Here is a 24004-nt window from a genome sequence, read left to right as displayed (position 1 = left end):
AGTAGGCTTGGTGAGCGGGGGCCGCAACATTCATTGACACGGGCGCAAAAAGGGAAGGATCCAAAGTGGATAAATTCTTGTCAGCAAACGTTGACAAGTGCGACAATGTTCGTTGCGCTGTCCTTACGAAAACTATTCCGGGTCCGTGCTTTGATCGCGCATTCGTTGCAGGCGTTTGCTCAGGGCCTGGCGGGAGATGCCCAGCAGGCGGGCGGCCTTGGACTGGTTGCCGTGGGCACAACGCAGGGCTTCCTGAATCAGGTCATGCACGGCCTGTTCCAAGGTCGGCAGGGATGTTGGCGTCGTTCCCCATAGGGTCGCGATTGAGCGAGGAGGCGGGCACGGTTCGCCTGATAGCGGAGCGGAGGCTGTGGTGACCAGCTTTTCCAGGCGCTGGTGGAGAACATGCAGTCCGCCGCGGGCCACGGCATCGAAGAGCATGGCCCGCAGTTCCCGAATGTTTCCCGGGAATTCATAGGCCCGCAGGAGGTTGATCAGGCTGGGGGCAAGCGGCTCCACCGGACGGTTCAATTCCGCGCGGGCTTGTTCAAGGTAGTGCTCGGCCAGCAGCAGGACGTCGTCTCCGCGCTCGCGCAGCGGAGGCAGGTGGATATGGTAGGTGTTCAAGCGGAAAAACAGGTCGCGGCGGAATTGGCCGTCGGCTTGCCGCGCGTTGAGGTCCTGGTTGGTGGCCGCGACAAGGCGGGTCTGACTGCGGCGCGGCTGGTCCGCGCCCAGGGGATAGTAGGACCGGTCCTGGAGCACCTTGAGCAGCTTGATTTGGGAAGCCAGGGTCAAATCGCCGATCTCATCCAGGAACAGGGTGCCGTCCCTGGCCTGGCCCAGCAGCCCGCGGCGGGCTTCAGCGGCACCGGTGAAGGCCCCTTTGGCGTGACCGAACAAGGTGTCCGCGAAAATCATGTCGTCGAGTCCGGCCGCGTTCAGGCTGACGTATTCCCCCGTTCTCCGGCTGAGCTGGTGCACGGCATGGGCGATGAGGTCCTTGCCGGTCCCGGTCTCGCCGGTGATCAGCACCGGATCAGAGGCCGGGGCGATGACTTCCAGGTACTGGAACACCGCGGTCATTTTGGGGTCCATGGTCAGGATGTCCGCGAAGACCTCGGGATGATCCAGGACCCCGGAAAACAATTTCCGACGTAGGGCCAGGTTTTGGCGCAACAGCACGGCATGGTCGAGCGCCTTCTGAACCGTGGTGGCCAGACGTTCCGGCTCCACCGGTTTGAGCAGGTAGTCAAAGGCCCCGGCCCGCATGCAGCGGACCGCGGTTTCCGCGTCGTCCACGCCGGTGACGACCACCACCTGAACGTCGGGACGTTCGCTTTGCATCCATTCCAGAATTTCCAGGCCGGGCACGTCGGGCATGTTCAGATCCAGCAGGATCAAGGCGCAGTCCAGGTTCGGCAGGGCCTCCAGGGCCGCGCGTCCCCCAAGGATCTTGTGGATGTCGGTGTATCCGGCCAGGCGCAGCGAGATAAAAAAGCTCTCCAGCAATTGCTCTTCGTCGTCAATAAGGCAGATGGGCAAGGTTGGCGCGGCCATGGTCTTCAGCTCTCCGCGTTGAAGAGGACGGTTACGGTGGTGCCCGCACCGGGCAGGGAGTTCACGCTGATCCTGCCGTGGTGTTTGGTGATGATCGCGGCCACGATGGGCAAGCCCAGGCCGGTGCCGCCGTGCTTGGTCCGGGTGCTGAAGAACGGTTCCCAGATTCGTTCGACGTTTTCCGGTGCGATGCCTTCGCCATGGTCCGTGATCCGCAAGGCCACGGACCGCTGGTCCGCAAGATGGACCGTCTCCAGGCACAGGCTGCGCTGTTTGTCCGGCAAGGCCTGGCAGGCGTTGAGCAGCAGGTTGATCACCACCTGTTCCAGTTTCTGAAAGTCGCCTCGAATCATGGGCGGATCAGCGGCCAGGAACAGGCTGAGCCGGTCGGTATGCTGGGCGATGGTCCGCTGGAGGATGCCCAGGGCGGCCTGGACCACGGCATTGAGGTCCACCTTTGCGCTGATGTCCAGCGACTCCTTGCGGGAGAACCGCCCGAGTTCCTCCACGATCCGCTTGATCCGTCGGCTTCCGTCGCGAATCCCGGAAAGCATGCTCGTCACATGGGCGCGCATCTCCGGATAGGGCAGCCCGGCCAGCTCGAAGTCCGGGTCGTCCTGGGAATGGCGATCCAGGACGGACAGCGCGTCGTTCCAGGCCGTTTCCAGATGCGAGGCGTTGACCAGAATGAAGTTGTTCGGATTGTTCACCTCATGGGCCACGCTGGCCACGAGGACGCCCAACGTGGCCATCTTGTCCGTCTGCATGAGCTCTTCCTGGTGCAGCTCCCGCAGCTTTCGCTCCGTGATGTCTCTGACGAAGATAAGAGCGCCGTCGTAGCCTTCGAAGCGCAATGGAACGCCGGAGACTTCCACGTCGATGGCCGAACCGTCCAGGCGCAGGTGTTTTTGCTCAATCGGTGCCAGGGTACAGTGTTCCTCGGTCAGCAGCCGAATCCGCTCCCGGACCAGTGGATGAAAACCCGGGGAGACGATGGTCAGCACCGACTTGCCGAGCAGTTCGAAAGAGTGCCGTGCCCCGTACAGTTCCAGGCAGGCTTTGTTGACGTAGGCGAACAGCCCGTGGGCATGGATGAAAATGGCTTCCGGCGCGTTGTCCACCAGCAGGCGGAACTGCCGTTCGCTATTCTGGCGGGCCTCCTCGGCGCGTCTTCGTTCGGTGATGTCCCGGGTGATGTGCTGAAAGAACGGCTTGTCCTTGATCCGGATCAGGCGCACGCTGGATTCCACGGGAAACAATTCTCCGTCGCGTCGCCGGTTGACGGCTTCATAAATAAAACCGTTTTCCCGGTAAGCTCTTTCCTGGACCGCCTCGTAGGGCGGGCTTTGCTCCGCGACCCGAAGGGCCTGGATGTTCATGCGCAGCAGTTCCTCTCGTGAGTAGCCGTAGGCGATTTCCGCCCTCTCGTTGGCCTCGACGATCTCCCCGTTTTCGTTGATCAACAGGATGATGTCATTGGCGTGGCGGGTTAAATATTCGAAGCGCTCCAGCAAGGCCTTGCGTTCCTGTTCGTGTTCCAGTTGGCGGCGAAAAAACAGGACACGCTGGTGCCGGCGACACAGAACCAAAGCCAACAAAAAAAACAGGCTCAGCCCGATGATGACGATCCGGTCGCCGCGTTGATGCGCCGCGAGCACTTCCTGGGTTCGGACGGCGACCAGTTCCTCCAATCGCTTTTTGTAATCAAGGAGCTCCCGCTCCACCTGCCATTTGTCCGTAGCGTCATGGATGATGGACAACAGCAGGGTCCGCCGGCCGGAAGCCGCGAAGGGCGAGCTGTACACCTCCACGGTCCGGACTTCGCCCGTGGCCAGGCGATGCGGAAAAATGAAGTAATCGCGCTCTTCGGCCCGAGCCCGCCGATATTCGGCTTCCACTTCCTCGGGGACGAGCGCGTTGATCTCCTGTATGCGCATGCCGCGCAAACGCTGCAAGGGATACCCGTAAAAATCAGCGGCTGAATCGTTGGCGTCCACGATCCGCCCTGTCTCCGGGTCGATGAGCAGCACCACTGCGCCATGGGCGCGTAGTTCAGGAGTCAATTCGTACTCGGGAGGAGAGGCCTGCGGGATGCCGATTGCTGGAAAAAGCGGCACGACCAGCAGCGTCAGCAGGAGCAATGCAGGGAGACGATGCATGGTTTGCAATGGGGTGTACTCTGGAGCCGGGCGACGTGGCTCACTCCGGTAAGGCGGCCTTGGCCCGATCGGTGCCTGATCCGCCCCCCGCGCCGCGCCAAGCGTTCCAGACTTCCCGGGCCCGCTGGGCCCGGATGGCTTTGCGTTGGGCCTTTTTGCCGCGGGCTTTGAGTTCGGGCATCAGGCCGAAGTTGACGTTGGAGGGCTGGAAGTTTTTGGCCGGGGTGCGCAGGTGCCCCAGGAGCGCGCCCAGGGCGGTTTCCGGGGGTGGCGGGGGCAGAACGCGGCCCTGGAGTCTGGCGGCCAGGGCATGGCCCAGCCAGAGGCCGCAGGCCGCGGATTCCACGTAGCCTTCCACGCCGGTGATCTGGCCGGCCAGGAAGATTCCCGGGCGGGAGCGCAGCTCCAGGTCCGAGGTCAGGGCCGAGGGGGCTTCGACGTATGTGTTGCGGTGCATGCTGCCCAGGCGCAGGAATTCCGCCCGCTCCAGGCCGGGAATCAGGCGAAAGACGCGCTCCTGTTCCGGGTAGGCCAGCTTGGTCTGAAACCCGACCAGATTGAAGGCGGTCTTGTCCCGGTTTTCGGCCCGGAGCTGGACCACGGCGAAGGCCTGGGTTCCCGTGCGCGGGTCCACCAGCCCCACGGGCTTCAGCGGGCCGAAGGCCATGGTCATCTCCCCGCGCTCGGCCAGGGTCTCGATGGGCAGGCAGGCCTCGAAGTGCACGGCCTTTTCGAAGTCCCGGGCCGCGACCTTGCGCGCGGTCAGCAGTTCGGCGTGAAGCCTGCGGTACGTCTCCTCATCCATGGGGCAGTTCAAGTAGTCGTGCTCCTCGGGATTGTAGCGCGACCCCCAAAAAGCGACGTTCATATCGATGGAATCCGCCGCCACGATGGGGGCGATGGCGTCGTAGAAATAAAGATGCTCCGCCCCCACAATCCGGCGCAGGTCGTCCGCCAGTTCCTCCGCGGCCAAAGGACCGGCGGCGACGACCACGGCGTCCGCGTGCTTCAGCTTCGGATCATCCAGGGTCCGGACTTCCTCCCGAACCAGCGTGATCAACGGCTCGTCCCGGATGCGCCGGGTGATCCACTCCGCGAACAGCTCCCGGTCCACGGCCAGGGCCTTGCCCGCCGGAACCCGGGTGGCCCGGGCCGCGGCCATGACCAGGCTGTCCAGGTCGGTCATTTCCAGCTTGAGCAACCCCACCGCGGATTCCGGCTCATCGGAGCGCAGGGAGTTGGAACAGACCAGCTCGGCCAGGTCCGGGCTGGAGTGGGCCGGAGAAAAACGGTCCGGCTTCATCTCGAACAGGCGCACGGCAAAGCCCAAGCGGGCCAGTCGCCACGCGCATTCGCATCCGGCCAGCCCGCCGCCGATCACGGCCACGGTTCGCGGCTCGGCGATCACATCATTCACACCATTTGAGGTCATGAAGTACTCGTTTGTTTCGTTTCAGGGATGCTACTCATGGTGATAGCGTTCCAGTGCGCCGTCCGGGTTCACTTCCTTGCAGGTCCAGGAGCCGTGCTGGAGGCTGTAGCGCCGAATCATCCAGTTTTCGTGGTCAATGCAGTCCACATGCCCCTGGCCGCCATCCGCCAGGGCCGCGACAATCTCATCCAGGTCCGGTTCGATGTCCAGATACGGGCCTTCGTATTCCACTTCCAAACCGTCGCTTCCAGACGGAGAAAAGACGTCGGCGTTCAGCAGACCATGCAACTTAGGCAGTTTATCCGGGTCGATGCCGCGGATTTCGCCGAAAATGCGCAGGGGAAATTTCATGTTTTTTCCTCGCTTCCGTGACTTCGCGACACCGTGAAACCCTCCATTGCGTCCAACGCGCCCCGGCCTTTCCCAATGCAGGGCCACCACCGGCCCGATCGCGGAGGCGCGGTTTAAGCAGCGTCCAATAATACACCCAATTACGCCCAATGAGCCCCGATTTCAATGCCGCCTTGGACTCCGGCAAACGGGAAAAGACGTTGATTCCCGGAGTGGTCGACCGGGACACGGGTCGTCCTGCCGAGGCCGTTGACGACCCCTGGAGTGTACGGTATTTTTCCGTACAATGATCTTGCCACGGGAGGGAGAAATGACACTCGGAACCGTACGCAGCGAGCGGCTGGAGGCGCGGGTTACGCCGGAGCAAAAAAACATGTTTGTTTTGTGCGCCAGACTCCGGGGATGCTCGGTATCGGATTTTGTGGTGAGTTGCGCCCATGAGGTTGCCGCTCGGACGTTGCGGGAGCAGGAAGTCATGACCTTGGGCCAGCGGGACCGGCAGATTTTCGTGGAGGCCTTGCTTGGCGAGGCTGAGCCCGACAAAAGGCTTGAGCAGGCGGCCAAGCGGTATCTTGCCGACCGATAATCAGACATGACGCGGTGCATCGAGCCCCTGGCCAAGGGGCATGACCGATCCGGCTTTGATTGCGGCGTCGCGGAATTGAATATGTACCTGCGCACCCAGGCCGGACAGGATGCCAGGCGTTTCGTTGCCGCGACCTACGTGCTGTGCGAGCAGGGCATGAAAAGGGTCGTCGGCTTTTATACTCTGTCCTCGATGAGCATCGATATCGGCAAGTTGCCGGTTTCTCTATCGACTCGTCTTCCCAGGTATCCGGTCATCCCGGCCATCCTCATCGGGAGGCTGGCCCTGGACCGCTCCTTCCACGGGCAAGGACTGGGCGAACATCTTTTGCTGGATGCACTCCACAGATGTTCCATGCAGGCCCATATCATTGCCGCCGCTGCCGTGGTCGTCGAGGCAAAGAACCCCAAGGCGGCACACTTCTACGCCCATTACGGATTCACACCCTTCCCGGAATCTCCCCAACGGCTGTTCATGCCGATCCCATTGATCAAAAAACTCTTCCCGGAGAGTACTTGGGGCATCTGAACGCCACGACTCCATAAGTCCGGGAGGGCATTTCCAGCATTCCTCCGAGGGAACGCCCCAGAAACGCCTACCAACTCACCGGCAGCCGGACCAGTTTGCGGGCCTTGTTCTGGAACAGGACGTAGCCCTTGTCCCGTCCGTGCAGGTAAAGATCCCGGGTGATGGCTACGTCCTGGCGGCAATAGGTGATGATTTGGTCAATGCGGCCCTCTTTCCACCATTTCAGGGCATCCAGGCCGTTGCCGGATTTTTGGGCGTTCAGGGTGTGCCTGGTCAGGTGATCCAAACACAGGCGGTAGCCCAGGCGGTCGTGAACCACCTTGAGCATGTCCAGGGTGGGCAGGGAACGAAAGTCGAAGTCCAGGACACCGCGAAGCACCTTATAGTCGAAATTCAGGATATTGAAGCCCACCACCAGGTCGAATTCCCGCAGCTTTGCGGCCAGTCGGGGGATGTCCTCCTGGAGATAGTCCAGAAAGGCGTCCTCTCTGGAGTCATACAGCACGGCGCAGCTCACGCCCATCAGGTCCGTATGGCACCAGCCGCCCACCTCCTGGGCCGAATAGCGGGTCTCCACGTCCAGCACGGCGAAGTGAGGGACCGGAGCGGTTCGCGTTACTTGCTCCGGGTCGGAAAAGGGGACGTGGGTGCCTGCCCCATATTCCGCGGGCGGTTCAGCGGCCAGGGAGAGTTCTGGGCCGACGCCTAGACCTAGACCTGGGTCTGGAGCTCCGCCAGAAATTGTGATCGGCCCGGCTCCGGCCGAACCGGGTTCGCCAGTACGAGCGAGGGGTACGGATCGAGGTCCGCACGCCTCGGTCCCCCAGCCCTGCCCTGCCCGTCCGCCCAGGGCCTCCAGCACGGCCAAAGCGGCCTCTTTATCAATGGGCCGATTGCCGGAGCCGCATTTCGGGGAATGGACGCAGGCCGGGCAGCCGGTTTCGCAGGAACAGCCGTCCACGGCCTCCAGGGTGCGCTGGAGCATGGTTTCTGCTCGGGCGTAGGCCTGCCGGGTCAGGCCGATGCCGCCGGGAATCCCGTCGTAGACGAACACCGCGGCCCGTTCCAGGTCTTCGTGCAGGGGCGTGGAAATTCCGCCCAGGTCGTTGCGGTCCGTGAGAATCAACAGGGGCAAAATGCCGATGCAGGCGTGCTCCAGGGCGTGGATTCCGCCCATGAAGTGCATCTGGCGGTCTTCCAGGGAGCGGCGCACGGCCTCCGGGATGACCAGCCAGATGCCCTCGGTCTCGAAAATATTCTCCGGCAGGTCCAGGTCCACCACTTCAAGCAGTTTGTGGCCCCGCAGGGCGCGGCGCTCGAAGGCCGGGTAGCGCTGGGTGATTTCCAGTCGCCCCAGGTGGATGGTGGTGTTCCAGAGCGGCCTGGAGGCCTGGGTCTCCAGAATACGGGTGCGCTTCTCGCCCCGGACCCGGGTGAAGTAGTTCACCTTGGCCGGGAGCACGAACACCGCGCCGGTTTCCAGGTCCAGACGCTCCACCAGATAGGTCCGGCCCTGATGCAGGTAGACCGCGCCGGGGTGGGCGTCGGTGCAGACCCGGTGCCAATCCATCAGCCCGATCTGCTCGCCGGTCTCGCCGTGAAAGATCAGCAGACTCCGGCCGCTGCCGCGCAAACCGACCTCCCGGTGCGGATTTTCGTCCGGGCAGATCAGCCTGCGCCGGTCCGCTGTGCGCAGCAGTTTCCCCCGGTTGACCAGGGCGTCGACGCGCTTGCGGACGTGTTCCTCCCGCACCAGGGGTTCGTCCAAGTCCAAGGGCAGATCCGCCGCGGCGCAGAGCAGATGCTGTTCCATGATCGCCGGGTTGGCCGGGTTGAGCACCGCGGCTTCCGGCGCACTGGCGAAGAACACCTCCGGATGCCGGATGAAGAACTTGTCCAGGGGGTTTTCGTAGGCCAGCAGGGCCACCGCGGATTCCTGCCCCCCGCGCCCCACCCGCCCGGCCCGCTGCCAGGTGGCCATGATCGAGCCGGGGTAGCCCACCAACAGACACAGATCCAGATCCCCGATGTCGATGCCCAGCTCCAGGGCGCTGGTGGAGATCACCGCCAGAATCCGGCCCGAGGCCAGGTCCGCTTCGATCCGGCGGCGCTCCCTGGGCAGGAACCCGGCCCGGTACAAGCCGATCCGGTCCCGGAATTCCTTCAGCCGCTGGGCCGACCAGATGCCCAGCAGCTCGGTCATTTTCCGCGATCCGGTATAGACGATGGTTCGCAGGCCCTGAATCAAGGCCTGCTCCAGGAGCGTCAAGGCGGTTTGGGACGGCCCCTGGGCCGCGTCCAGGAAGAGCATGTGCTTGCGGCCCTGGGGCGCGGAACTGGCGGCGATCAACTCGGCATTCCGTCCGGTCAGTTCACGGGTCAGCTCCACGGGGTTGTGGATGGTGGCGGAGCAGCAGACATAGGTCGGCCTGGTCCCGTAGTGGGCGCAGATTCGTTCCAGGCGGCGAAACACCCAGGCCATGTGCGAGCCCATCACCCCCCGGTAGACGTGGACCTCGTCAATGACCACGAAACGCAGGTTCCGGAACAGATCCCGCCAGAGATGATGGTGGGCCAGCAGGCCCAGGTGGAGCATATCCGGGTTGGTAATCAGAATCCGAGGCGGCTTCCGGCGGATCCGGGCGCGGTCCTGGCTGTCCGTGTCCCCGTCGTACACGGCCAGGGTCGGCCGACGTTCCCGAGGCCAACCGCCGATCATCTCTCGTAGCCCGGCGTGTTGGTCCTGGGCCAGGGCCTTAAGCGGAAACAGGTACAAGGCCCGGGCCTCGGGGTCGCGGTACAGAGCCTCCAGCACCGGCAGGTTGTAGATCAGGCTCTTGCCGCTGGCCGTGGGCGTGGCCGCCACCACGTCCCGTCCGGCCCGTATCCGGCCCACGGCCTCGGCCTGATGGGCGTAAAGGCTGGTGATGCCCAGGGAAGCCAGGCAGTCCGAAAATCCCTCCGGCAGGTCCTCGGGCAACGGCGCGAACCGGCCCGCCCGCTCCGCCAGCACCTCATGGTGGACCAGGCAATTGGCGGGCAGCCGCTGGGCATGTTCAATGCCCTGGATGAACGTGGAAATGGGCGAGGAGGAGGTCACATCAAGGTCGGACGTTACTCGTCCGCACGACTCTCATCCAGCGGAATCGAATCGTCGTACAATGTTTCCGGAGCGATATCGATTTCACCTGGCCAGACGAGAGTGCCATAGTCGACGCGGACACGCCGGAAAACAGCCGGTGAAGCGATTCGATTCCAGGGCTTCATTGTCAGCAGCGGTCTCATGTCGAAACGGCGGCGTTCGCCGTTGCTGAACTGCAAATCGAGAATATACCCGGATCGGGGCATGACGGAGAGGACGTCAAAAAGCATGGCGAACCTCACTGCAATGGGGGGATGCGAAAAGGTTGCTCACCGCTCACGGCCAATTCCCAGTTGACCAGCAACGCTTCCTTGTGGATCTCGACCCACGCTTGAACCATTCGGAGCTGCTTGTTCGGCAAAGCGCCTTCGATAATCACGCCCTCTTCAATTGAGATAGCCGCCTCATCCCCTTGGTAGCGGACATGGACATGCGGAAGATGATGACGTCGATTGTCCCGATAGTACATCAATACCAGGATGCCGTAAAACATGCTGATCGTGGGCATAATCGCTCCTTCGTGCAAGCCGGTACACGTCACGGAATCGTGGACATCGCGGCAAACCTGGGTTCGTGCAGGGGTAGGAGGATGTCGGCCAGGCCCTTGACCCGGACCATCTGGTCATAGGCCAGGCACGGGTTGATGTTCGTGCCGGGAGGGATGACCTCCATTTCCATGGCCTTTACGGATTGGGGCGGGTTCAAGTTTTCGTCGATGACGCAAAATCCGGTGATGGCCGCCCGTCCGGATGGCGTGTCCACCAGTACGGTCAGTCCGCCCTCGGTGTGGGCCGGGGTGTGGATCACGGAAATGCCGGGCAGGATTTCCTGGTCTTCGGTGACGACCCGGAACCTGTCGGCATCCTCCATGTCCTCGATAAATTCCTCGTTGTAGCGAAAGTCCAAGGGATGCGGGTCATGGATGCGCTCCAATTCCTTGGCGTGGGCATAGAAAACGGCGTTGGCGCACTTGAAGTCGTTTTCACAGTGGTCGTTGTGCAGATGGGTGTGGATGACCACGTCCACGTCCTCCGGCTTCAGTCCGTACAGGGCCAGCCCTTCCTCAAAAGTGTGGATTTTCCCGCCGATGGCTTGTTCCCGATCCGCGGACTGGACCGGACTCATTTCCCCGGTATCCACCAGAACCCTGGGCTGGGACGAATCGTCCACGGGCTCCAGGTACCAGACGTAGATCGGGATGGTGTAGGGCTGGCCATGGGCGTGCTGATAGGTCATCATGCCTTGGTCAAAAACCTTGCTGCCCACGACGATGGGGTGAATGCGCCAGGATTGTTGGTTGCTCATACTTGCATCTCCCGTGATCTGGATAGGTTGAAAATCGCGGATTCAAAGGAAGTCGCCGCCGTCCGCGACGTTTTCAATACCCCGGAAGGCGGGGCGGGGCAAACAGGCGGAGTGCGGCAGATTCGACCTTGATCCTCGTCCGCATCTGGAATCTGAATCGGTATCGAAATCGAAATCGAAATCGAAATCGAAATCGTGATCGAAATCGAACCTCATGCCCAAGAAGATGAAGCAATCACGGAATGATGCACAGCATTTTTTAATACCGATTTCGATTTCGATCGCGATTTGGATTTTGATGAGAACAGATTATCCCTGACAGGCGGAGCATGGCCTTGCGGCGGTGGCCAAAGCGTTTATACTCTTCGGCATGCAAAAGAAAAACGCGATGCCCCCCGAACAAGAGAACGGACAGGACGCTTCGGATCGACTGTTTCGCCACGAGGAACTGGAGCGCTACGCCGACGTGCTGCTCTGGGCCGTGGAGCGCTCCCGAGGCAGGCCGCTGAAGAACTCGGAAACCGTGCTCATCGAATACGACGGCTTGGCCAGGGAGCTGGTCGAGGTGCTCTACACCCGTATTCTGGAGCGTGGCCTGGTCCCGGTGCAGCATCAGCGGGCCACCCCGGCCATGGAGCTCAGCTACCTGCGCTTCGCGAACAACAAGCGACTGAACATGGTTGCCCCCGGAGAACCGGAGCGCCAGGGCGGGGTGAACGGTTTGATCCGGATTCTGGCCCCGGAGAGCCTGACCCACCTGGAAGCCGTGACCCCGGAAATTCAGGTTCGACGGGATTCGGCCCGGGACCCGCTCCGGGAAGTACTCTATTTTCGAGAACTTGGCGGACAAATCGGGCGCACCGTGGCCATGTACCCCACCCAGGCCCTGGCCGACGCCGCGGGACTGACGCTTCAGGAGTACGCGGCCCGGGTGCGCACGGCCTGCATGCTGGGCAGCGACGACCCGGTGCGGGACTGGAAGCGGTTCGCGCGGAAGCAGGCGACGACCCTGGAGTGGTTGAATGGACTTTCCATCCGCCAGCTGCATGTCCAGTCGGCACGGGTGGATCTGCGGCTGCGCCTGGGGGAGCACCGGCTCTGGCTGGGATTGACCGGACGGAACATGCCCAGCTACGAAGTCTACACATCTCCGGATTGTCGGTTCACCGAGGGCGTGTTTCATTCCGACCAGGTGGTCCACGTGGGCGGGACTCCCGTGGAAGGCGTACGCCTGGCGTTTCAGGCGGGCAGGGTGATCAGCGTCAAGGCCCGAAGCGGCGCGGATCGGTTGCGGCGTTTTCTGGCCCTGGACGACGGGGCCTGGCGGGTCGGCGAATTTTCCCTGACCAGCCGGGAGCATTCTCGGATCCCGGAATATATGGCCAACACCCTGTTCGATGAGAACATCGGCGGCCCGGAAGGCAATTGCCATATCGCCCTGGGCTCCTGCCATCCGGACGCCTTTGCCGGAAACCCGGCGGACTTCGTGCATGCGCTGCGCCGGGAGTTGGGCTTCAACGAATCCAATCAGCACTGGGACCTGGTGAACACCGAGCAAAAACGGGTCACCGCCACCCTGGCCGACGGCGGCAGCCGCGTAATCTATGAAGACGGAGTGTTCACGGCCTGAGCCTTCTTCAACCGCTCCTCGCGAACCAGGGCCAGGGCGATGTCCAGGTCGTACAGGGCCAACGGGGACTCTCCCTTGCCCGAGTACTTGGCCGCGGCCTGCTCCACGACCTCGTAGGGCAGCCAGTCATGCTGCTCCCATACCTGGGGCCGCTCCTGGTTCCACAACCGGAACTCCACGTTTCCAGCCCGTTCGCGGACGTACATCCGCTCCTTCTTGTTGCCCGGCACCGGGTAATAGTAGAGTCCTCGCGCATCCTGCATGCTTATCGCTCCTTGGCGTTGTTCTCGTTGGTGATCTGAATGCAGCCTCGCGGCGACGGTCTTCGCCGCTCCCCGCACATTTTCCCGGTGAACCCGGCCATGCACCTATATTTGAGTGCCGTGCAATCATCAAGGCCATGTCGAAGGCGTTTTGGTTGACCGTTGATGCAAAAAGCCTGTGCTATGCCCATCGAAGGAGCCGGAAAGGCATGGATGTGACGACGTCCTTCGATGTGCCGCCATTGCAACGAGCCCGCAAATCGGGCAAAGAAAATTTGCCTGCCGTCATGACCGCCATGGTCACGGACGGGGGAACTTCTTTCCTTCCTCGCGCTGAATGAAGGTCACTTTTTTTGAACATGTTCCATCAAACCGCCATCGCCATTGATCGCTTCGGGGCCGTGTTGAACTGGGTTACGGAGCGGGTTTGCGCGCTTTTGGTGGCGGTGATGGTGGCGATCATCTGGTGGGGGGTGGTTACCCGGTACTTCATCGGCTCCGGCGGCATCTGGACCGAGGAGCTGTCCCGCTACGTGATGATCTGGGCCGCGCTGCTGGCCGTGCCCGTGGGGGCCTACCGCCGGGAGCACATCGGCCTGGACATCCTGTTCCGCTTTTTTCCGCGAAAAATGCAAAAGCCCTTCCGGGTCCTGCTGGACATGGTGGGCTTCAGCTTTTTTCTGTTCCTGACCGTCTACGGCATCGGCATGGCCCAGGCCGGGGCCTCCCAGTTCGCCACGATCTTCGGGATGACCATGTTTTTTCCCTTTGCCTCGGTCCCGGTCAGCGCGGGCTTGACCTGCGTCCAGATCGTGGTGGCCACGGTCAGGGAACTGGCTGATCTGCCGCCCCCGCTGTTTTCCATGTCCGCCCCGAACATAGCTGCGGAGGAAAAGCCATGATTCTCGTGGCCACGGTGTTTTTCGGTCTGCTCCTGCTGGGCCTGCCCATCGGCTTCACCCTCGGCATCGCCGGGGTGGTCGGGTTGCTCCAGATCGGCGGGGAGGCGTTTCTGACCATGGCGCCCAAGCGGTTCTTCGAGGGATTGGACCTGTTCACCTTCATGGCCATGCCTTTTTTCATCCTGGCCGGGGAGATCATGAACCGCTCCGGGATCACGGAGCGGCTGGCTCATTTCGCCGACGCCCTGGTGGGGTATCTGCGCGGCGGGCTGGCCCATTCCAATATGGTCGCGTCCGTGCTCTTCGCCGGGATGACCGGGGCCGCCGTTTCCGACACCGCCGCCTTCGGCAACACCCTGGTTCCGGCCATGGTCAAGAAAGGCTATACGCGGCCTTTCGCCTGCGCCGTGACCGTGGCCGGATCGATCATCGGGCCGACCATCCCGCCGTCCAATCTGATGGTCATCTACGGCTCGCTGATGGGCGTGTCCATCGCCGGGCTGTTCGCCGCCGGGATCCTGCCGGGCCTGTTGATCTGCCTGCTGTGCATGGCCCTGATCGCGGCCATGGGCAAACGCTGGAACCTGCCCAAGGGCGAGGGCGGGCCGAGTCTGTGGAACATCCTGCGAGCCTTCAAGGACAGCATCCTGGCCCTGCTCATGCCGGCCATCATCCTGGGCGGCATCCTGGGCGGGATCGTCACACCCACCGAGGCCGCGGCCATCGCCGTGTTCTACGCCCTGTTCATCGCCATCGTCGTCTACCGCACCCTGTCCCTGCAGGACATCCTGGAAATGCTCATCCGCACGGCCCGGATCACCGGCGTGGTCTTCCTGATCATCGCCTCGGCCTCGATCCTGAGCTGGTGGATGACCTTCATGCAGATCCCCCAGGCCATCGCCGCCTTCTTCCTGACCGTGTCCTCGGAGCCGTACGTGATCATCGCCATGATCCTGGGCATGCTCCTGGTCATCGGGATGTTCATGGACATCAACGCGGCCTTGATCATCCTGGCCCCGGTCCTTGTTCCACTGACCCAGGCCATCGGCATGCACCCGGTGCATGCCGGGATCATGATCATTCTGGCCTTGAACATCTCCCTGATGACCCCGCCCGTTGGAGCGTGTCTGTTCGTGCTCTCCTCGATCACCGGTGAGAAGATCGAACGGATCGCCATGGCCCTGTGGCCTTTTCTGCTCTTGCAGGTGGGGATCTTGTTCTGCGTGGCCTATTTTGAGAAGCTGACCATGTTCATTCCGCGGCTGCTCCTGGGCATGTAGGGGGAAGGGGGGGAGTCAGTATCCAGAATTCAGAAGTCAGAATTCAGAGGTCAGGAGGCGGGATCGGGGGATGAGGTCGGATGGCGGATATTGGCTGATGCTTGGTGATACGCTGGTGAGTGAGAGTTGCTGGTGAGACAACTTTAACCATATTTTAACCTGAATGGAGGAGACGAGATGAAAACGAGGACAAATTTGTTCATGGCCGTACTGGCCCCCTTCCTGGCCCTGGCGTTGATCCTGGGCGTCGCGCCCCAGGCCGAGGCCCAGAAAACCATCAAGCTGCACCACCTGAACAACGACGACCCGCTGGACAACGCCACCGGAGCCATGGCCACGGTGTTCAAGAGCCTGGTGGAGGCCGGGACCAACGGCGAGTTCACGGTCCAGACCTTCCCCAACGGCCAGTTGGGCAAGGACAACGAAGTGCTCCAACAGGTTCGCGCCGGAGTGATCGAGATGGGTATTCACTCCGTGGGCGGGTTTGCCTCCATTTACCCGATGATGGGCATCATCGACGTACCCTTCGCGTTCCCGGACATCGCCGCCACGTACGAAGTCTTCGACGGCCCCTTCGGTCAAAAGTACGCCGCGGACATGGAAGCCAAGACCGGGTTGAAGATCCTGGGCTTCGGGGACTCCGGCGGCTTTTTTCACTTCTCCAACTCCCGTCGGCCCATCACCACTCCGGCGGACATGCAGGGCCTGAAGATCCGGACCATGACCCTGGACACCCACCAGGCGCTGATCAACTCCCTGGGCGGACAGCCCGCGCCCATCGCCTGGGCCGAACTGTACACCGCCTTGCAGACCGGCGTGGCCGACGGCCAGATGAACCCCGTCCCGATCATCGCCTTTGCCAAGTTCGACGAAGTGCAGAAGTACCTCAGCCTGACCGGGCACCTCTTCGCCCCCTATGTCTGGGCCGTGAACATGAACTTCTGGAACTCCCTCTCCGAGCAGGAACAGACCATCGTCCAGAACGCCGCCACCTCCGCCATCGTGGCCGGCCGCGGCATCTCCCGGATCATCGAAGCCTCGGACCGCGGCCTGCCCGCCCTATCCAAGAAAATGGAAGTCAACGCTCTAACCCCTGAGCAGAAAGCCGAATTCCAGGCCCAGGCCATGCCCGCGGTGAAACAGATCATCGCCGACAAGCACGGTGAAGAAGGCGTGGCCATGATGAACGCTTTTCTGGAGGCTATTGAGCAGGTCGGCAAGTAGAGTCGATATCAAGCAAGCCATTAGGGTGCGCCCCATGCGGGGCGCGCCCTGTTTTTTTGGATGACTCAAAACAGAAGTTAAAGCGAGGCGGTAATGTCAATTGATCCGAAAAAAATCGTGGAACGCGCGGAATATTACAAGCCGGAGATCAGCCGGTTTTTGCGCGAGATGATCGCCATTCCCAGCGAGTCCTGCCAGGAAGAGGCCGTGTGCGCCCTGATCAAGAAGGAGATGGAGAAGGTCGGGTTCGACCGGGTGGAGATCGACCCCATGGGCAACGTCCTGGGGTTCATCGGCAACGGCCCCCGGCTCATCGCCCTGGACGCGCATGTGGACACCGTGGGGGTGGGGGACCGCTCGCAGTGGAGCCATGATCCCTTTCTCGGCCATGAGGACGAGGAGACCATCACCGGTCGCGGGGCCAGCGACCAGGAAGGCGGCATGGCCTCCATGGTTTATGCCGGAAAAATCATCAAGGATCTGGACCTGCTGCCCAAGGACGTGACCCTGATGATGGCCGGCACGGTCCAGGAAGAGGACTGCGACGGCCTGTGCTGGTTGTACATCGTCAACGAGGGCAAACTGCGTCCGGAGTTCGTGGTCTCCACCGAGCCCACGTCCTGCAACGTCTATCGCGGCCAGCGGGGTCGGATGGAGATCCAGGTGGGCACCAAAGGCGTGAGCTGCCACGGCTCGGCCCCGGAGCGCGGGGACAACGCCATTTTCAAGATGGGGCCGGTCCTCAATGAACTCCAGGCCCTGCACACCAATCTGCGCACCGACCCCTTTCTTGGCAAGGGCAGCCTGACGGTCTCCGAGATCGGTCATTGCTCGCCCTCGCGCTGCGCCGTGGCCGACGGGTGCTGGATTTCCGTGGATCGTCGTCTGACCTGGGGCGAGACCTGGGAAGAGGCTCTGCAACAGATCCGCAATCTGCCCGCGGTGCGCGCGGCCGGGGCGGAAGTGACCATGTACAACTACGATAAGCCGTCCTACACCGGCCTGGTCTATCCAACGGAATGCTATTTCCCGGCCTGGGTGCTGGAAGAGAACCACCCGGTCTGCGAAACCCTGGTGGAAACCTATACCCGGTTGTTCGGGGAAAAACCGCTGGTGGACAAGTGGACCTTTTCCACCAACGGCGTATCCATCATGGGCCGCCTGGGCATCCCGTGCGTCGGCTTCGGTCCGGGCCACGAAGACCAGGCCCACGCCCCGAACGAGAAAACCTGGAAATCCGAACTGGTCCAAGCTGCGGCTATGTACGCTTTGATTCCGGCGGTGTACGTGGAGCGGACGCAAGGTTGAAGGTTCCGAGCAAGCCTGGTTATCGTCAACTGCTGCGACATCAATAATTTCTGACTCCTGACTGAATTCTTTCCTCCAATTATCAAAAAAGGAACTCCCATCATGGACAAAACCGGCATTCGCGAAACGATTCGGCGGCTGGCTGGCCGCCGGATCGAGGGCATGTATCACAGCGACTTTCTCTTGACCTGGGAAAAGACGGCCGAGGAACTGGCCGCGGTGTTCGACGTGGCCGAAATCCTGCGGGCCATGCGGGCCATGGACGTCTCACCCAGACTCTACGACTCCGGCCTGGCCATCTCCATCTTCCGGGACAACTCCACCCGGACCCGGTTCAGCTTTGCCGCCGCGGCCAACCTTTTGGGCCTGACCGTGCAGGACATGGACGAGGAAAAATCCCAGATAGCCCACGGCGAGACGGTGCGCGAGACCGCGAACATGGTCTCCTTCATGGCCGAGGCCATCGGCATCCGGGACGACATTTTTTTGGGTCAAGGCAACGCCTACATGCGGGAAGTGGCCGCTTCCCTGGATGACGGCTTTCGCCAGGGCGTACTGCCCACCCGGCCCAGCGTGGTCAATCTGCAATGCGACCTGGACCATCCCACCCAGACCATGGCCGACGCCCTGCACCTGATCAATCACTTCGGCGGCCTGAACAAGCTCAGGGGGAAGAAGATCGCCATGACCTGGGCCTATTCGCCCTCCTACGGCAAGCCGCTGTCCGTGGCCCAGGGCGTGGTCGGCCTGATGTCCCGGCTCGGCATGGACGTGGTCCTGGGCCATCCGGAAGGCTACACCGTGCTGCCCGAGGTGGAGGAGCTGGCCCGCAAGCAGGCCGCCGAGTCCGGCGGCTCTTTCCAGGTGGTCAACTCCATGGCCGAGGCCTTCACGGGCGCGGATATCGTCTACCCCAAGAGCTGGGCCCCCTTCGCCGTGATGGAGGAACGCACCAAGCTGCTCAGTCAGCGCGACACCGAAGGTCTGAAAGATCTGGAAAAACGCTGCCTGGAGAACAACAAGCGTTTCGTGGACTGGGAATGCACCGAAGACATGATGAAGCTGACCAAGGACGCCAGTGCCCTGTACATGCATTGCCTGCCCGCGGACATCTCCGGGGTCAGTTGCGCCCAGGGCGAGGTCCAGGCTTCGGTCTTTGAGCGGTACCGGATCGACACCTACAAGGAGGCCGGCTACAAGCCCTACGTGGTGGCCGCCATGATCCTGCTCTCCCGTCTGAAACACCCCGCTGACGCCCTGATGGGCATGCTGGACGGGGAACGCAAACGCTGCGTCAGCTAAGGAAAAAGAGACCACGATTCCACTCAAGAGGCGGGCTTTCCTCGTTGCATGCAAAACGGCCGGAGCGTCCTAGGACGCTCCGGCCGTTTTGCATGCGTATTGGCCCCTCGTCGGGAGAGCGGCATGAAACCCGCAAGGGCGGAGTCAGCGTAGAAACGAAACCAGGACGTCGTCCTGGTTCACGGACAGCAAGGCCGGGACCCCGACCGTGTTTTTCAGGAATTCCTTCATGACCAAGCTCTGCTTGGCGTAGAGGGTGTAATGCTCCAGGGGATTGTCCTGATTCAGAATGCGTTGAAATGCTCGACGGGAGAGGATGGCATCCTCGGAGGCGATGCTCCGAAGGTTTTCGATATACGGTTGCAGGGTCCGCAGGACCTCTTGTTCATCCATGGCCCGAACGCGCTTGCTCATGGCCACCAGGGCGTCGGGTTCCGGCAGGTTGTCCGACTCCATCAGCCGGATCAGACTCTGGGCAAAGCGTTGACACCCGTTGCGCACGTGATTGGGGCGGACCATATTCATCCCGGACCAGCCGGCCCGGAGCCATTTGAACATGGCGTGACGGGTGCGGCCCGGATCGGCCGGGTCCGCCGACAACACGGTCACTGAAAAGGAGTCGAACATGTACGAATTGACCCACCCCAGCCCGCCGGTGGTCAGCCCCTCTTCATCCGTGTAAAAATAGTTCCAGTCCCGGTCCTCACCGATCACCACGCCCTTGCGGCCCACGCTGGACTGATCCTGCTGCTTGCTGACGGACAGCAGGTACTTCTCCCCTTCAAGGTTGACCATCACGATCATGCGATCCGTCTGGTAGGTGTAATACCCTCCGGTGTTCACATCCGGAGTGCACTCCTCGAGTTCCTGCCCTCGGACCACGACGATCCGCCCTTCTTCCAGATTTTTCCAGAGTTCGGGAATGTTCTCTCCCGGATCTTCCGACCATTTGCCGGCACGGACCACGGAAGGGTGAAACAGCGAGGACGGCAACTCGGGGTGATAGATGTACTTCACGATTCGATCCACGGGAGAGGAAACGGCGTATCCGTAGTAGCCTCCGGTGGCGTTCAACAATCCGGGAATGTCCCAATCGTCCCGGGTGAAGGCGGTGTCCCGGGCGAAGCGCAGAAGGGGAAGCAAATCCTGCGTTTCGATGGGACCACGGTCCTGGATGCGCTCGACCAGCGCGGACATGGCCGCGGTCACGGGCTCCGGAAAGTCCTGGGCGTCGCCTGCGCGAGAGGTGGACGCGGTGGCGAAAAGGATCATGGTCGTCAGGAAGAAGGCCGCTCCGGACACAAAAAGACGTGCCATCGGACGGCGGGGGGGGGGGGACATGGCGTGGCTCCGAAAAAAAAAGCTTGAGAATCTAAAAAGGGCGGGCCGTAAAGCGATGCTTTGGGATCGGTTCGCTGATGGCACGGGGTTTTTCGTTCGAAAAAAACGACGAGCGATGGATGGCCCTTACGGACGGCCCTTCGGGATCGCCTGTCGCATATTGATTCATAACAACATCTTTTGCAAAATGAAAGGTCGCGAGGTGAACAAAAACGTTCAGAAAGACGGTTTGAGAGAGGGAGACAAGGTAATTCTTTAAGAAAGAAGAGCTGATGAAACAAGATCATGGCCTCCACGAAGCCTTCCGGTGGACAAAAAGCCCTACAATATCAAGACAATACAAATTGTCGTCATTGTAGGGCTTTTTTCAGCTTTACCTTTTTTACATTTCTGTGTAGCAGAACGTCCAGTCACAATTCTGTACACTATTCATTTTTTCAAAGGGAGTCGTTGATGTCGGCAAAAGAAAAGCATTCCCGCGAGTCGCTTCCGGAGCAGGAAGCGCCGGAGGGAAAAGGTTTTGGAGATCGGTTCGAGGCGGAGATCGGCACGCAGTCCCGCGCCTTTTTCGATAAGCTCGTGGAGCATTGGCAAAAGCTCGCCGCGGCGGCCGCGGTGTTCGTGGTCTTGATTGCCGGATACGCCGGGTTCAACGCCTATCAGGAACGCCAACTGGCCAACAGTGAACAGGCCTTGAGCCACGCACTGCTGGAATACCACGGAGCGGAGCGGCTGGAAGCGTTGATGCGGCTGCGGGGCGAGATGGCCGAGCCCTTGCTTCCGCGCCACCATCTGGAAGCGGCCAAGGCGGCCCAGGATATCGGGGACTGGGCAACGGCCCTGGAGTATTGGAAGCTGTTGGTCGATGTCGGACCGGATAACTGGAAGGCCTTGGCCCGAGTGGGGCGGGCAACGGCCCTGCTGCACCTGGGCCAGACCGGTGAGGCCGTGACGGAATTGACGACCCTGCGGGCCGGGGCGTCCGAGGAGTTCCTGCCCCTCGTGCTGCTGCAACTGGCCGAGGCCGCCGAGGCCGATGGAAACTGGGAGCTGGCCCTGCGGACCTTTGAAGAGTTGCAGGCCCGGGAGGACGGCCAACAGTCGGACTATCTGGCCTTCAAGGCGAGTCAAATTCGGCAGCGCATGGCCGGAGAATCTTCATAGGAGCCGTAACGCACGGGTTTCGGATCTGATTTCGACCGCGCGGTTCGCCGCGCGGCCAACACCAACCGTTATTGATGAGGTACCACGACGTATGGACATTCTTCTTTCAGGACAAGCCGGTGAAAAACATCTGCTGTTGGGCAACGAGGCCATCGTCCGCGGAGCGCTGGAGGCCGGGGTCAGCTTCGTCTCCTGCTATCCGGGCACACCGTCGTCCGAGGTTCCGGACACTTTTTTTCGGCTTAGCGACAAGGGCGGCTACGGTTTCGAGTACTCGACCAACGAAAAAGTGGCTTTGGAAGTCGGCATCGGGGCCACCTTGGGCGGGGCGTCGACGCTGGTGACCATGAAGCACGTGGGCGTGAATGTCGCCGCGGACCCGCTGATGAGCGTAGCCTATTTCGGAGCCCCCGGAGGACTGGTGCTGCTCAGCGCGGATGATCCCGGCTGCCATTCCAGCCAGAACGAACAGGACAACCGCTACTATGCCCGGTTGGCGGGCATGCCTTGCCTGGAGCCTTCCAGCGCGCAGGAAATGAAGGATATGACCAAGGCGGCCATGGACTTGTCCCGGCAATTTGAGCAGCCGGTCATGTTGCGCACCAGCACCCGGGTCAACCACCAGCGTGGCGAAGTGGTCTTCGGCGCGATGCAGCCACCGGTGCAGGGAGCGCCTTTTGTTTCCGACCCTCGGCGCTTCGTGATCATCCCGGCCGTGGCCCGGGCCAGGCATAAAATCCTGCTGCAAAAGTTGGAAGAATTGCGGGAGGAGGCGGAAAAATCCCCGCTGAACAAAATTTCCGGCCAGGGCGATGTGGGCTGCATCAGCTCGGGCATCAGCCGGGTTTACCTCAAGGACGCCCTGACGGATCTGGACCTGCTGGACAAGGTTCGGGTGCTGGAACTGGGCTTTTCCTACCCGCTGCCGGAAAAAATGATCGAGGGCTTTTTGCGCGGGTTGTCCAAGGTGATCATCGTGGAAGAGGGCGAGCCGATCCTGGAAACCGAGATCCGCGCCCTGGCCCAGCGCCTGGGCGTCGACGTGGAAATCCACGGCAAGAGCGAGCATCTGCCCCATTTCGACGAATATTCCTCGCTGATCGTCAAGCAAGGTTTGAGCGCGGCCCTGGGATTGCCTCAAGCGACGGCAAAGCCCTGTCCCGCGCCGCAAGGCCTGCCCATGCGTCCGCCGAACATGTGTCCCGGTTGTCCGCACCGGGCCGCGTTTTACAGCGTGCGCCAGGTCTTCGGCGACGAGGCCCTCTATTCCTCGGACATCGGTTGCTACACCCTGGGCGTTCTGCCGCCGCTGCGGGCCGCGGACACCTGCGTGTGCATGGGAGCCTCCATCTCCACGGGCTCCGGGCTGGCCAAGGTCAGCGGGCGCACCGTGGTGGCCTATATCGGGGACTCCACCTTCTTCCACTCCGGAATCACCGGACTGGCCAACGCCGTCTTCAATCACCACGATCTGCTGGTGGTCATTCTGGACAACAAGACCACGGCCATGACCGGCCAGCAGCCCCATCCCGGGGTGGAACACACCTCCAAGGGGCCGAACACGGCCCGGGTGGACATTCTGGCCCTGGTCAAGGCCTGCGGAGTGGAGCATGTCCGGGTCCAGAATCCGCTGAACATGAAGGCCACTAAGGAGGTCCTGGAGGAGCTCAAGGCCCTGTCCGGGGTCCGGGTGCTCATCGCCGAGGAGCCCTGCCCGCTCTTCGCCCGCCGGGTCATGGGCCGGAAGCGTCCGGCCACGGCCGTGGTGGAAGAGGGGTGCGACGGGTGCAACGAGTGCATGGATCACCTCGCCTGTCCGGCCTTCTTCACCCAAGACGGCAAGATGGCCATCAATCCCGCCCAGTGCAACGGCTGCATGTTCTGCGTGCAAATCTGCGAACACATCAAACCCCGGAAAAGGAGCTGACCATGTCCCGTTTGCGAATTTTTTTCACCGGCGTGGGTGGACAGGGCACGGTCACGGCGACCCGCCTGCTGGCTCAGGCCGCTTTGGATGAAGGCATTCCAGTGGTTGCCGGGGAAGTTCACGGCATGGCCCAACGCGGCGGCATCGTGGAATCCACGGTACTCATGGGCGGGTACGTCAATCCCCGGATCAGCCCGGGCGAGGCCGACGTCTTGCTGGGATTCGAACCGTTGGAGACCCTGCGCGCCCTGCCCTATCTCGCCCCGGAGGGCCTGATCCTGAGCAGCAGTGAGCAGATGCCTCCAGTCAGCGTCTGTTGCGGACGGGAGCAGTCACCGCCCTTGGAGGAGATGGAGCGCATGGTCCGGGAATGCACTCCGCACGTGCACTTCCTGCCCTGCCAGCGCCTGGGCCTGGAGGCCGGGGCGTTGCCGGCCGGCAACCTGGCCTTGCTGGGAGCGCTCTGCGCCCTGAACCGCCTGCCCTTCGGCCTGGAGCGCATGGAGAAGACCATCGCGGCTTCCCTGGCCCCCAAACTGGTGGACGCCAACGTCAAGGCCCTGCGTCTCGGCGCCGCGGCCGTGGCCTGATCACCTGAAA

General features: G+C 61.9%; 22 protein-coding genes. 12 read left to right on the top strand and 10 right to left on the bottom strand.

From position 1 onward, the window contains the following. Positions 1 to 132: 132 nt before the first annotated feature. The 4 genes from AC559A_RS04090 to AC559A_RS04075 are packed head-to-tail and all read right to left on the bottom strand — an operon-like array spanning position 133 to position 5502. Positions 133 to 1560 carry a sigma-54-dependent transcriptional regulator gene (locus AC559A_RS04090; RefSeq protein WP_498816399.1) on the bottom strand — a complete coding sequence of 476 codons (1428 nt, stop codon included), beginning with the start codon at positions 1558 to 1560 and terminating at the stop codon, positions 133 to 135. Between the two features lie 5 nt (positions 1561 to 1565). Next, positions 1566 to 3719, bottom strand: coding sequence for a PAS domain S-box protein (locus AC559A_RS04085; protein WP_498816398.1), 2154 nt, complete (start codon positions 3717 to 3719; stop codon positions 1566 to 1568). Positions 3720 to 3759: 40 nt separating this feature from the next. Continuing rightward, positions 3760 to 5151: a methylenetetrahydrofolate--tRNA-(uracil(54)-C(5))-methyltransferase (FADH(2)-oxidizing) TrmFO gene (gene trmFO, locus AC559A_RS04080; protein WP_498816397.1), complete on the bottom strand. Its 1392-nt coding sequence runs from the start codon at positions 5149 to 5151 to the stop codon at positions 3760 to 3762. 30 nt (positions 5152 to 5181) lie between these two features. Then, entirely contained in the window at positions 5182 to 5502 is a 321-nt protein-coding gene (locus AC559A_RS04075; RefSeq protein ID WP_498816396.1) for a hypothetical protein, read from the bottom strand. 310 nt (positions 5503 to 5812) lie between these two features. Between AC559A_RS04075 and AC559A_RS04070 the strand changes: the two genes are divergently transcribed. Both AC559A_RS04070 and AC559A_RS04065 read left to right on the top strand, forming a co-directional pair. Further along, positions 5813 to 6088, top strand: a complete 276-nt coding sequence (locus tag AC559A_RS04070; protein WP_498816394.1) for a type II toxin-antitoxin system TacA family antitoxin — start codon at positions 5813 to 5815, stop codon at positions 6086 to 6088. Between the two features lie 6 nt (positions 6089 to 6094). After that, a complete protein-coding gene (locus AC559A_RS04065; RefSeq protein ID WP_498816393.1) occupies positions 6095 to 6616 on the top strand; it encodes a GNAT family N-acetyltransferase in 522 nt (173 codons plus the stop codon). 67 nt (positions 6617 to 6683) lie between these two features. Here AC559A_RS04065 and AC559A_RS04060 read toward each other — a convergent pair whose 3' ends face one another. From AC559A_RS04060 to AC559A_RS04045, 4 genes are read right to left on the bottom strand one after another with little or no spacing between them, the layout of a single operon-like run. Then, positions 6684 to 9716, bottom strand: coding sequence for a DEAD/DEAH box helicase (locus AC559A_RS04060; protein ID WP_498816392.1), 3033 nt, complete (start codon positions 9714 to 9716; stop codon positions 6684 to 6686). A 14-nt stretch (positions 9717 to 9730) separates the two neighbouring features. Continuing rightward, complete coding sequence (locus AC559A_RS04055) at positions 9731 to 9988, bottom strand: DUF2442 domain-containing protein (protein ID WP_028572695.1); 258 nt, start codon at positions 9986 to 9988, stop codon at positions 9731 to 9733. A gap of 8 nt (positions 9989 to 9996) precedes the next feature. Beyond that, complete coding sequence (locus AC559A_RS04050) at positions 9997 to 10266, bottom strand: DUF4160 domain-containing protein (protein WP_498816390.1); 270 nt, start codon at positions 10264 to 10266, stop codon at positions 9997 to 9999. Positions 10267 to 10295: 29 nt separating this feature from the next. Beyond that, positions 10296 to 11063 (bottom strand): N-acyl homoserine lactonase family protein, encoded by a 768-nt coding sequence (locus tag AC559A_RS04045; RefSeq protein WP_028572693.1) that lies wholly within the window; start codon positions 11061 to 11063, stop codon positions 10296 to 10298. A gap of 388 nt (positions 11064 to 11451) precedes the next feature. Here AC559A_RS04045 and AC559A_RS04040 point away from each other — a divergent pair, with 388 nt between their 5' ends. Continuing rightward, positions 11452 to 12693 (top strand): aminopeptidase, encoded by a 1242-nt coding sequence (locus AC559A_RS04040; protein WP_498816389.1) that lies wholly within the window; start codon positions 11452 to 11454, stop codon positions 12691 to 12693. Here AC559A_RS04040 and AC559A_RS04035 read toward each other — a convergent pair. Continuing rightward, the gene (locus AC559A_RS04035) at positions 12666 to 12956 is read right to left on the bottom strand and encodes a hypothetical protein (RefSeq protein WP_498816388.1); all 291 of its coding nucleotides are present in this window, start codon (positions 12954 to 12956) and stop codon (positions 12666 to 12668) included. The two genes, AC559A_RS04040 and AC559A_RS04035, sit on opposite strands and share 28 nt — an antisense overlap. A gap of 209 nt (positions 12957 to 13165) precedes the next feature. On the opposite strand from AC559A_RS04035, the gene AC559A_RS04030 reads away from it, so the two are divergent. From AC559A_RS04030 to ygeW, 6 genes are all read left to right on the top strand, one after another. Continuing rightward, a complete protein-coding gene (locus AC559A_RS04030) occupies positions 13166 to 13297 on the top strand; it encodes a hypothetical protein (RefSeq protein ID WP_498816386.1) in 132 nt (43 codons plus the stop codon). Positions 13298 to 13315: 18 nt separating this feature from the next. Further along, complete coding sequence (locus tag AC559A_RS04025; protein WP_051434642.1) at positions 13316 to 13858, top strand: TRAP transporter small permease; 543 nt, start codon at positions 13316 to 13318, stop codon at positions 13856 to 13858. After that, positions 13855 to 15138, top strand: a complete 1284-nt coding sequence (locus tag AC559A_RS04020; RefSeq protein ID WP_211239054.1) for a TRAP transporter large permease — start codon at positions 13855 to 13857, stop codon at positions 15136 to 15138. Before AC559A_RS04025 ends, AC559A_RS04020 begins: the two co-directional genes overlap by 4 nt. Before the next feature lie 177 nt (positions 15139 to 15315). Continuing rightward, complete coding sequence (locus tag AC559A_RS04015) at positions 15316 to 16362, top strand: TRAP transporter substrate-binding protein (protein WP_498816385.1); 1047 nt, start codon at positions 15316 to 15318, stop codon at positions 16360 to 16362. Positions 16363 to 16455: 93 nt separating this feature from the next. After that, positions 16456 to 17670 (top strand): YgeY family selenium metabolism-linked hydrolase, encoded by a 1215-nt coding sequence (locus AC559A_RS04010; RefSeq protein WP_498816384.1) that lies wholly within the window; start codon positions 16456 to 16458, stop codon positions 17668 to 17670. Positions 17671 to 17772: 102 nt separating this feature from the next. Beyond that, complete coding sequence (gene ygeW, locus AC559A_RS04005; RefSeq protein ID WP_498816382.1) at positions 17773 to 18972, top strand: knotted carbamoyltransferase YgeW; 1200 nt, start codon at positions 17773 to 17775, stop codon at positions 18970 to 18972. 144 nt (positions 18973 to 19116) lie between these two features. Here ygeW and AC559A_RS04000 read toward each other — a convergent pair whose 3' ends face one another. Then, positions 19117 to 20313, bottom strand: coding sequence for a hypothetical protein (locus AC559A_RS04000; RefSeq protein WP_498816381.1), 1197 nt, complete (start codon positions 20311 to 20313; stop codon positions 19117 to 19119). Between the two features lie 453 nt (positions 20314 to 20766). On the opposite strand from AC559A_RS04000, the gene AC559A_RS03995 reads away from it, so the two are divergent. From AC559A_RS03995 to AC559A_RS03985, 3 genes are all read left to right on the top strand, one after another. Continuing rightward, positions 20767 to 21477 (top strand): tetratricopeptide repeat protein, encoded by a 711-nt coding sequence (locus AC559A_RS03995; RefSeq protein WP_498816379.1) that lies wholly within the window; start codon positions 20767 to 20769, stop codon positions 21475 to 21477. A 91-nt stretch (positions 21478 to 21568) separates the two neighbouring features. After that, entirely contained in the window at positions 21569 to 23404 is a 1836-nt protein-coding gene (iorA, locus tag AC559A_RS03990) for an indolepyruvate ferredoxin oxidoreductase subunit alpha (protein ID WP_498816378.1), read from the top strand. Positions 23405 to 23406: 2 nt separating this feature from the next. Further along, complete coding sequence (locus AC559A_RS03985) at positions 23407 to 23994, top strand: indolepyruvate oxidoreductase subunit beta (RefSeq protein WP_028572683.1); 588 nt, start codon at positions 23407 to 23409, stop codon at positions 23992 to 23994. Positions 23995 to 24004 lie beyond the last annotated feature (10 nt).

Origin of the sequence: Desulfonatronum zhilinae (assembly GCF_900182865.1) — a bacterium.
Classification (GTDB): Bacteria; Desulfobacterota; Desulfovibrionia; order Desulfovibrionales; family Desulfonatronaceae; genus Desulfonatronum; species Desulfonatronum lacustre.
This window is presented reverse-complemented; position numbering and strand designations above follow the sequence as displayed.

Excerpts from the sequence above, each read along its gene's own strand:
- AC559A_RS04015 (WP_498816385.1), top strand. The coding sequence starts at position 15,316 with ATGAAAACGAGGACAAATTTGTTCATGGCCGTACTGGCCCCCTTCCTG.
- AC559A_RS04090 (WP_498816399.1), bottom strand. The coding sequence starts at position 1,560 with ATGGCCGCGCCAACCTTGCCCATCTGCCTTATTGACGACGAAGAGCAA.
- trmFO (WP_498816397.1), bottom strand. The coding sequence starts at position 5,151 with ATGACCTCAAATGGTGTGAATGATGTGATCGCCGAGCCGCGAACCGTG.
- AC559A_RS04085 (WP_498816398.1), bottom strand. The coding sequence starts at position 3,719 with ATGCATCGTCTCCCTGCATTGCTCCTGCTGACGCTGCTGGTCGTGCCG.
- AC559A_RS03995 (WP_498816379.1), top strand. The coding sequence starts at position 20,767 with ATGTCGGCAAAAGAAAAGCATTCCCGCGAGTCGCTTCCGGAGCAGGAA.
- AC559A_RS04025 (WP_051434642.1), top strand. The coding sequence starts at position 13,316 with ATGTTCCATCAAACCGCCATCGCCATTGATCGCTTCGGGGCCGTGTTG.
- AC559A_RS04030 (WP_498816386.1), top strand. The coding sequence starts at position 13,166 with ATGGATGTGACGACGTCCTTCGATGTGCCGCCATTGCAACGAGCCCGC.
- AC559A_RS04045 (WP_028572693.1), bottom strand. The coding sequence starts at position 11,063 with ATGAGCAACCAACAATCCTGGCGCATTCACCCCATCGTCGTGGGCAGC.
- AC559A_RS04055 (WP_028572695.1), bottom strand. The coding sequence starts at position 9,988 with ATGCTTTTTGACGTCCTCTCCGTCATGCCCCGATCCGGGTATATTCTC.
- AC559A_RS04000 (WP_498816381.1), bottom strand. The coding sequence starts at position 20,313 with ATGTCCCCCCCCCCCCGCCGTCCGATGGCACGTCTTTTTGTGTCCGGA.
- AC559A_RS04040 (WP_498816389.1), top strand. The coding sequence starts at position 11,452 with ATGCCCCCCGAACAAGAGAACGGACAGGACGCTTCGGATCGACTGTTT.
- AC559A_RS04075 (WP_498816396.1), bottom strand. The coding sequence starts at position 5,502 with ATGAAATTTCCCCTGCGCATTTTCGGCGAAATCCGCGGCATCGACCCG.
- AC559A_RS04050 (WP_498816390.1), bottom strand. The coding sequence starts at position 10,266 with ATGCCCACGATCAGCATGTTTTACGGCATCCTGGTATTGATGTACTAT.
- ygeW (WP_498816382.1), top strand. The coding sequence starts at position 17,773 with ATGGACAAAACCGGCATTCGCGAAACGATTCGGCGGCTGGCTGGCCGC.
- AC559A_RS04065 (WP_498816393.1), top strand. The coding sequence starts at position 6,095 with ATGACGCGGTGCATCGAGCCCCTGGCCAAGGGGCATGACCGATCCGGC.
- AC559A_RS04070 (WP_498816394.1), top strand. The coding sequence starts at position 5,813 with ATGACACTCGGAACCGTACGCAGCGAGCGGCTGGAGGCGCGGGTTACG.
- iorA (WP_498816378.1), top strand. The coding sequence starts at position 21,569 with ATGGACATTCTTCTTTCAGGACAAGCCGGTGAAAAACATCTGCTGTTG.
- AC559A_RS04010 (WP_498816384.1), top strand. The coding sequence starts at position 16,456 with ATGTCAATTGATCCGAAAAAAATCGTGGAACGCGCGGAATATTACAAG.
- AC559A_RS03985 (WP_028572683.1), top strand. The coding sequence starts at position 23,407 with ATGTCCCGTTTGCGAATTTTTTTCACCGGCGTGGGTGGACAGGGCACG.
- AC559A_RS04035 (WP_498816388.1), bottom strand. The coding sequence starts at position 12,956 with ATGCAGGATGCGCGAGGACTCTACTATTACCCGGTGCCGGGCAACAAG.
- AC559A_RS04020 (WP_211239054.1), top strand. The coding sequence starts at position 13,855 with ATGATTCTCGTGGCCACGGTGTTTTTCGGTCTGCTCCTGCTGGGCCTG.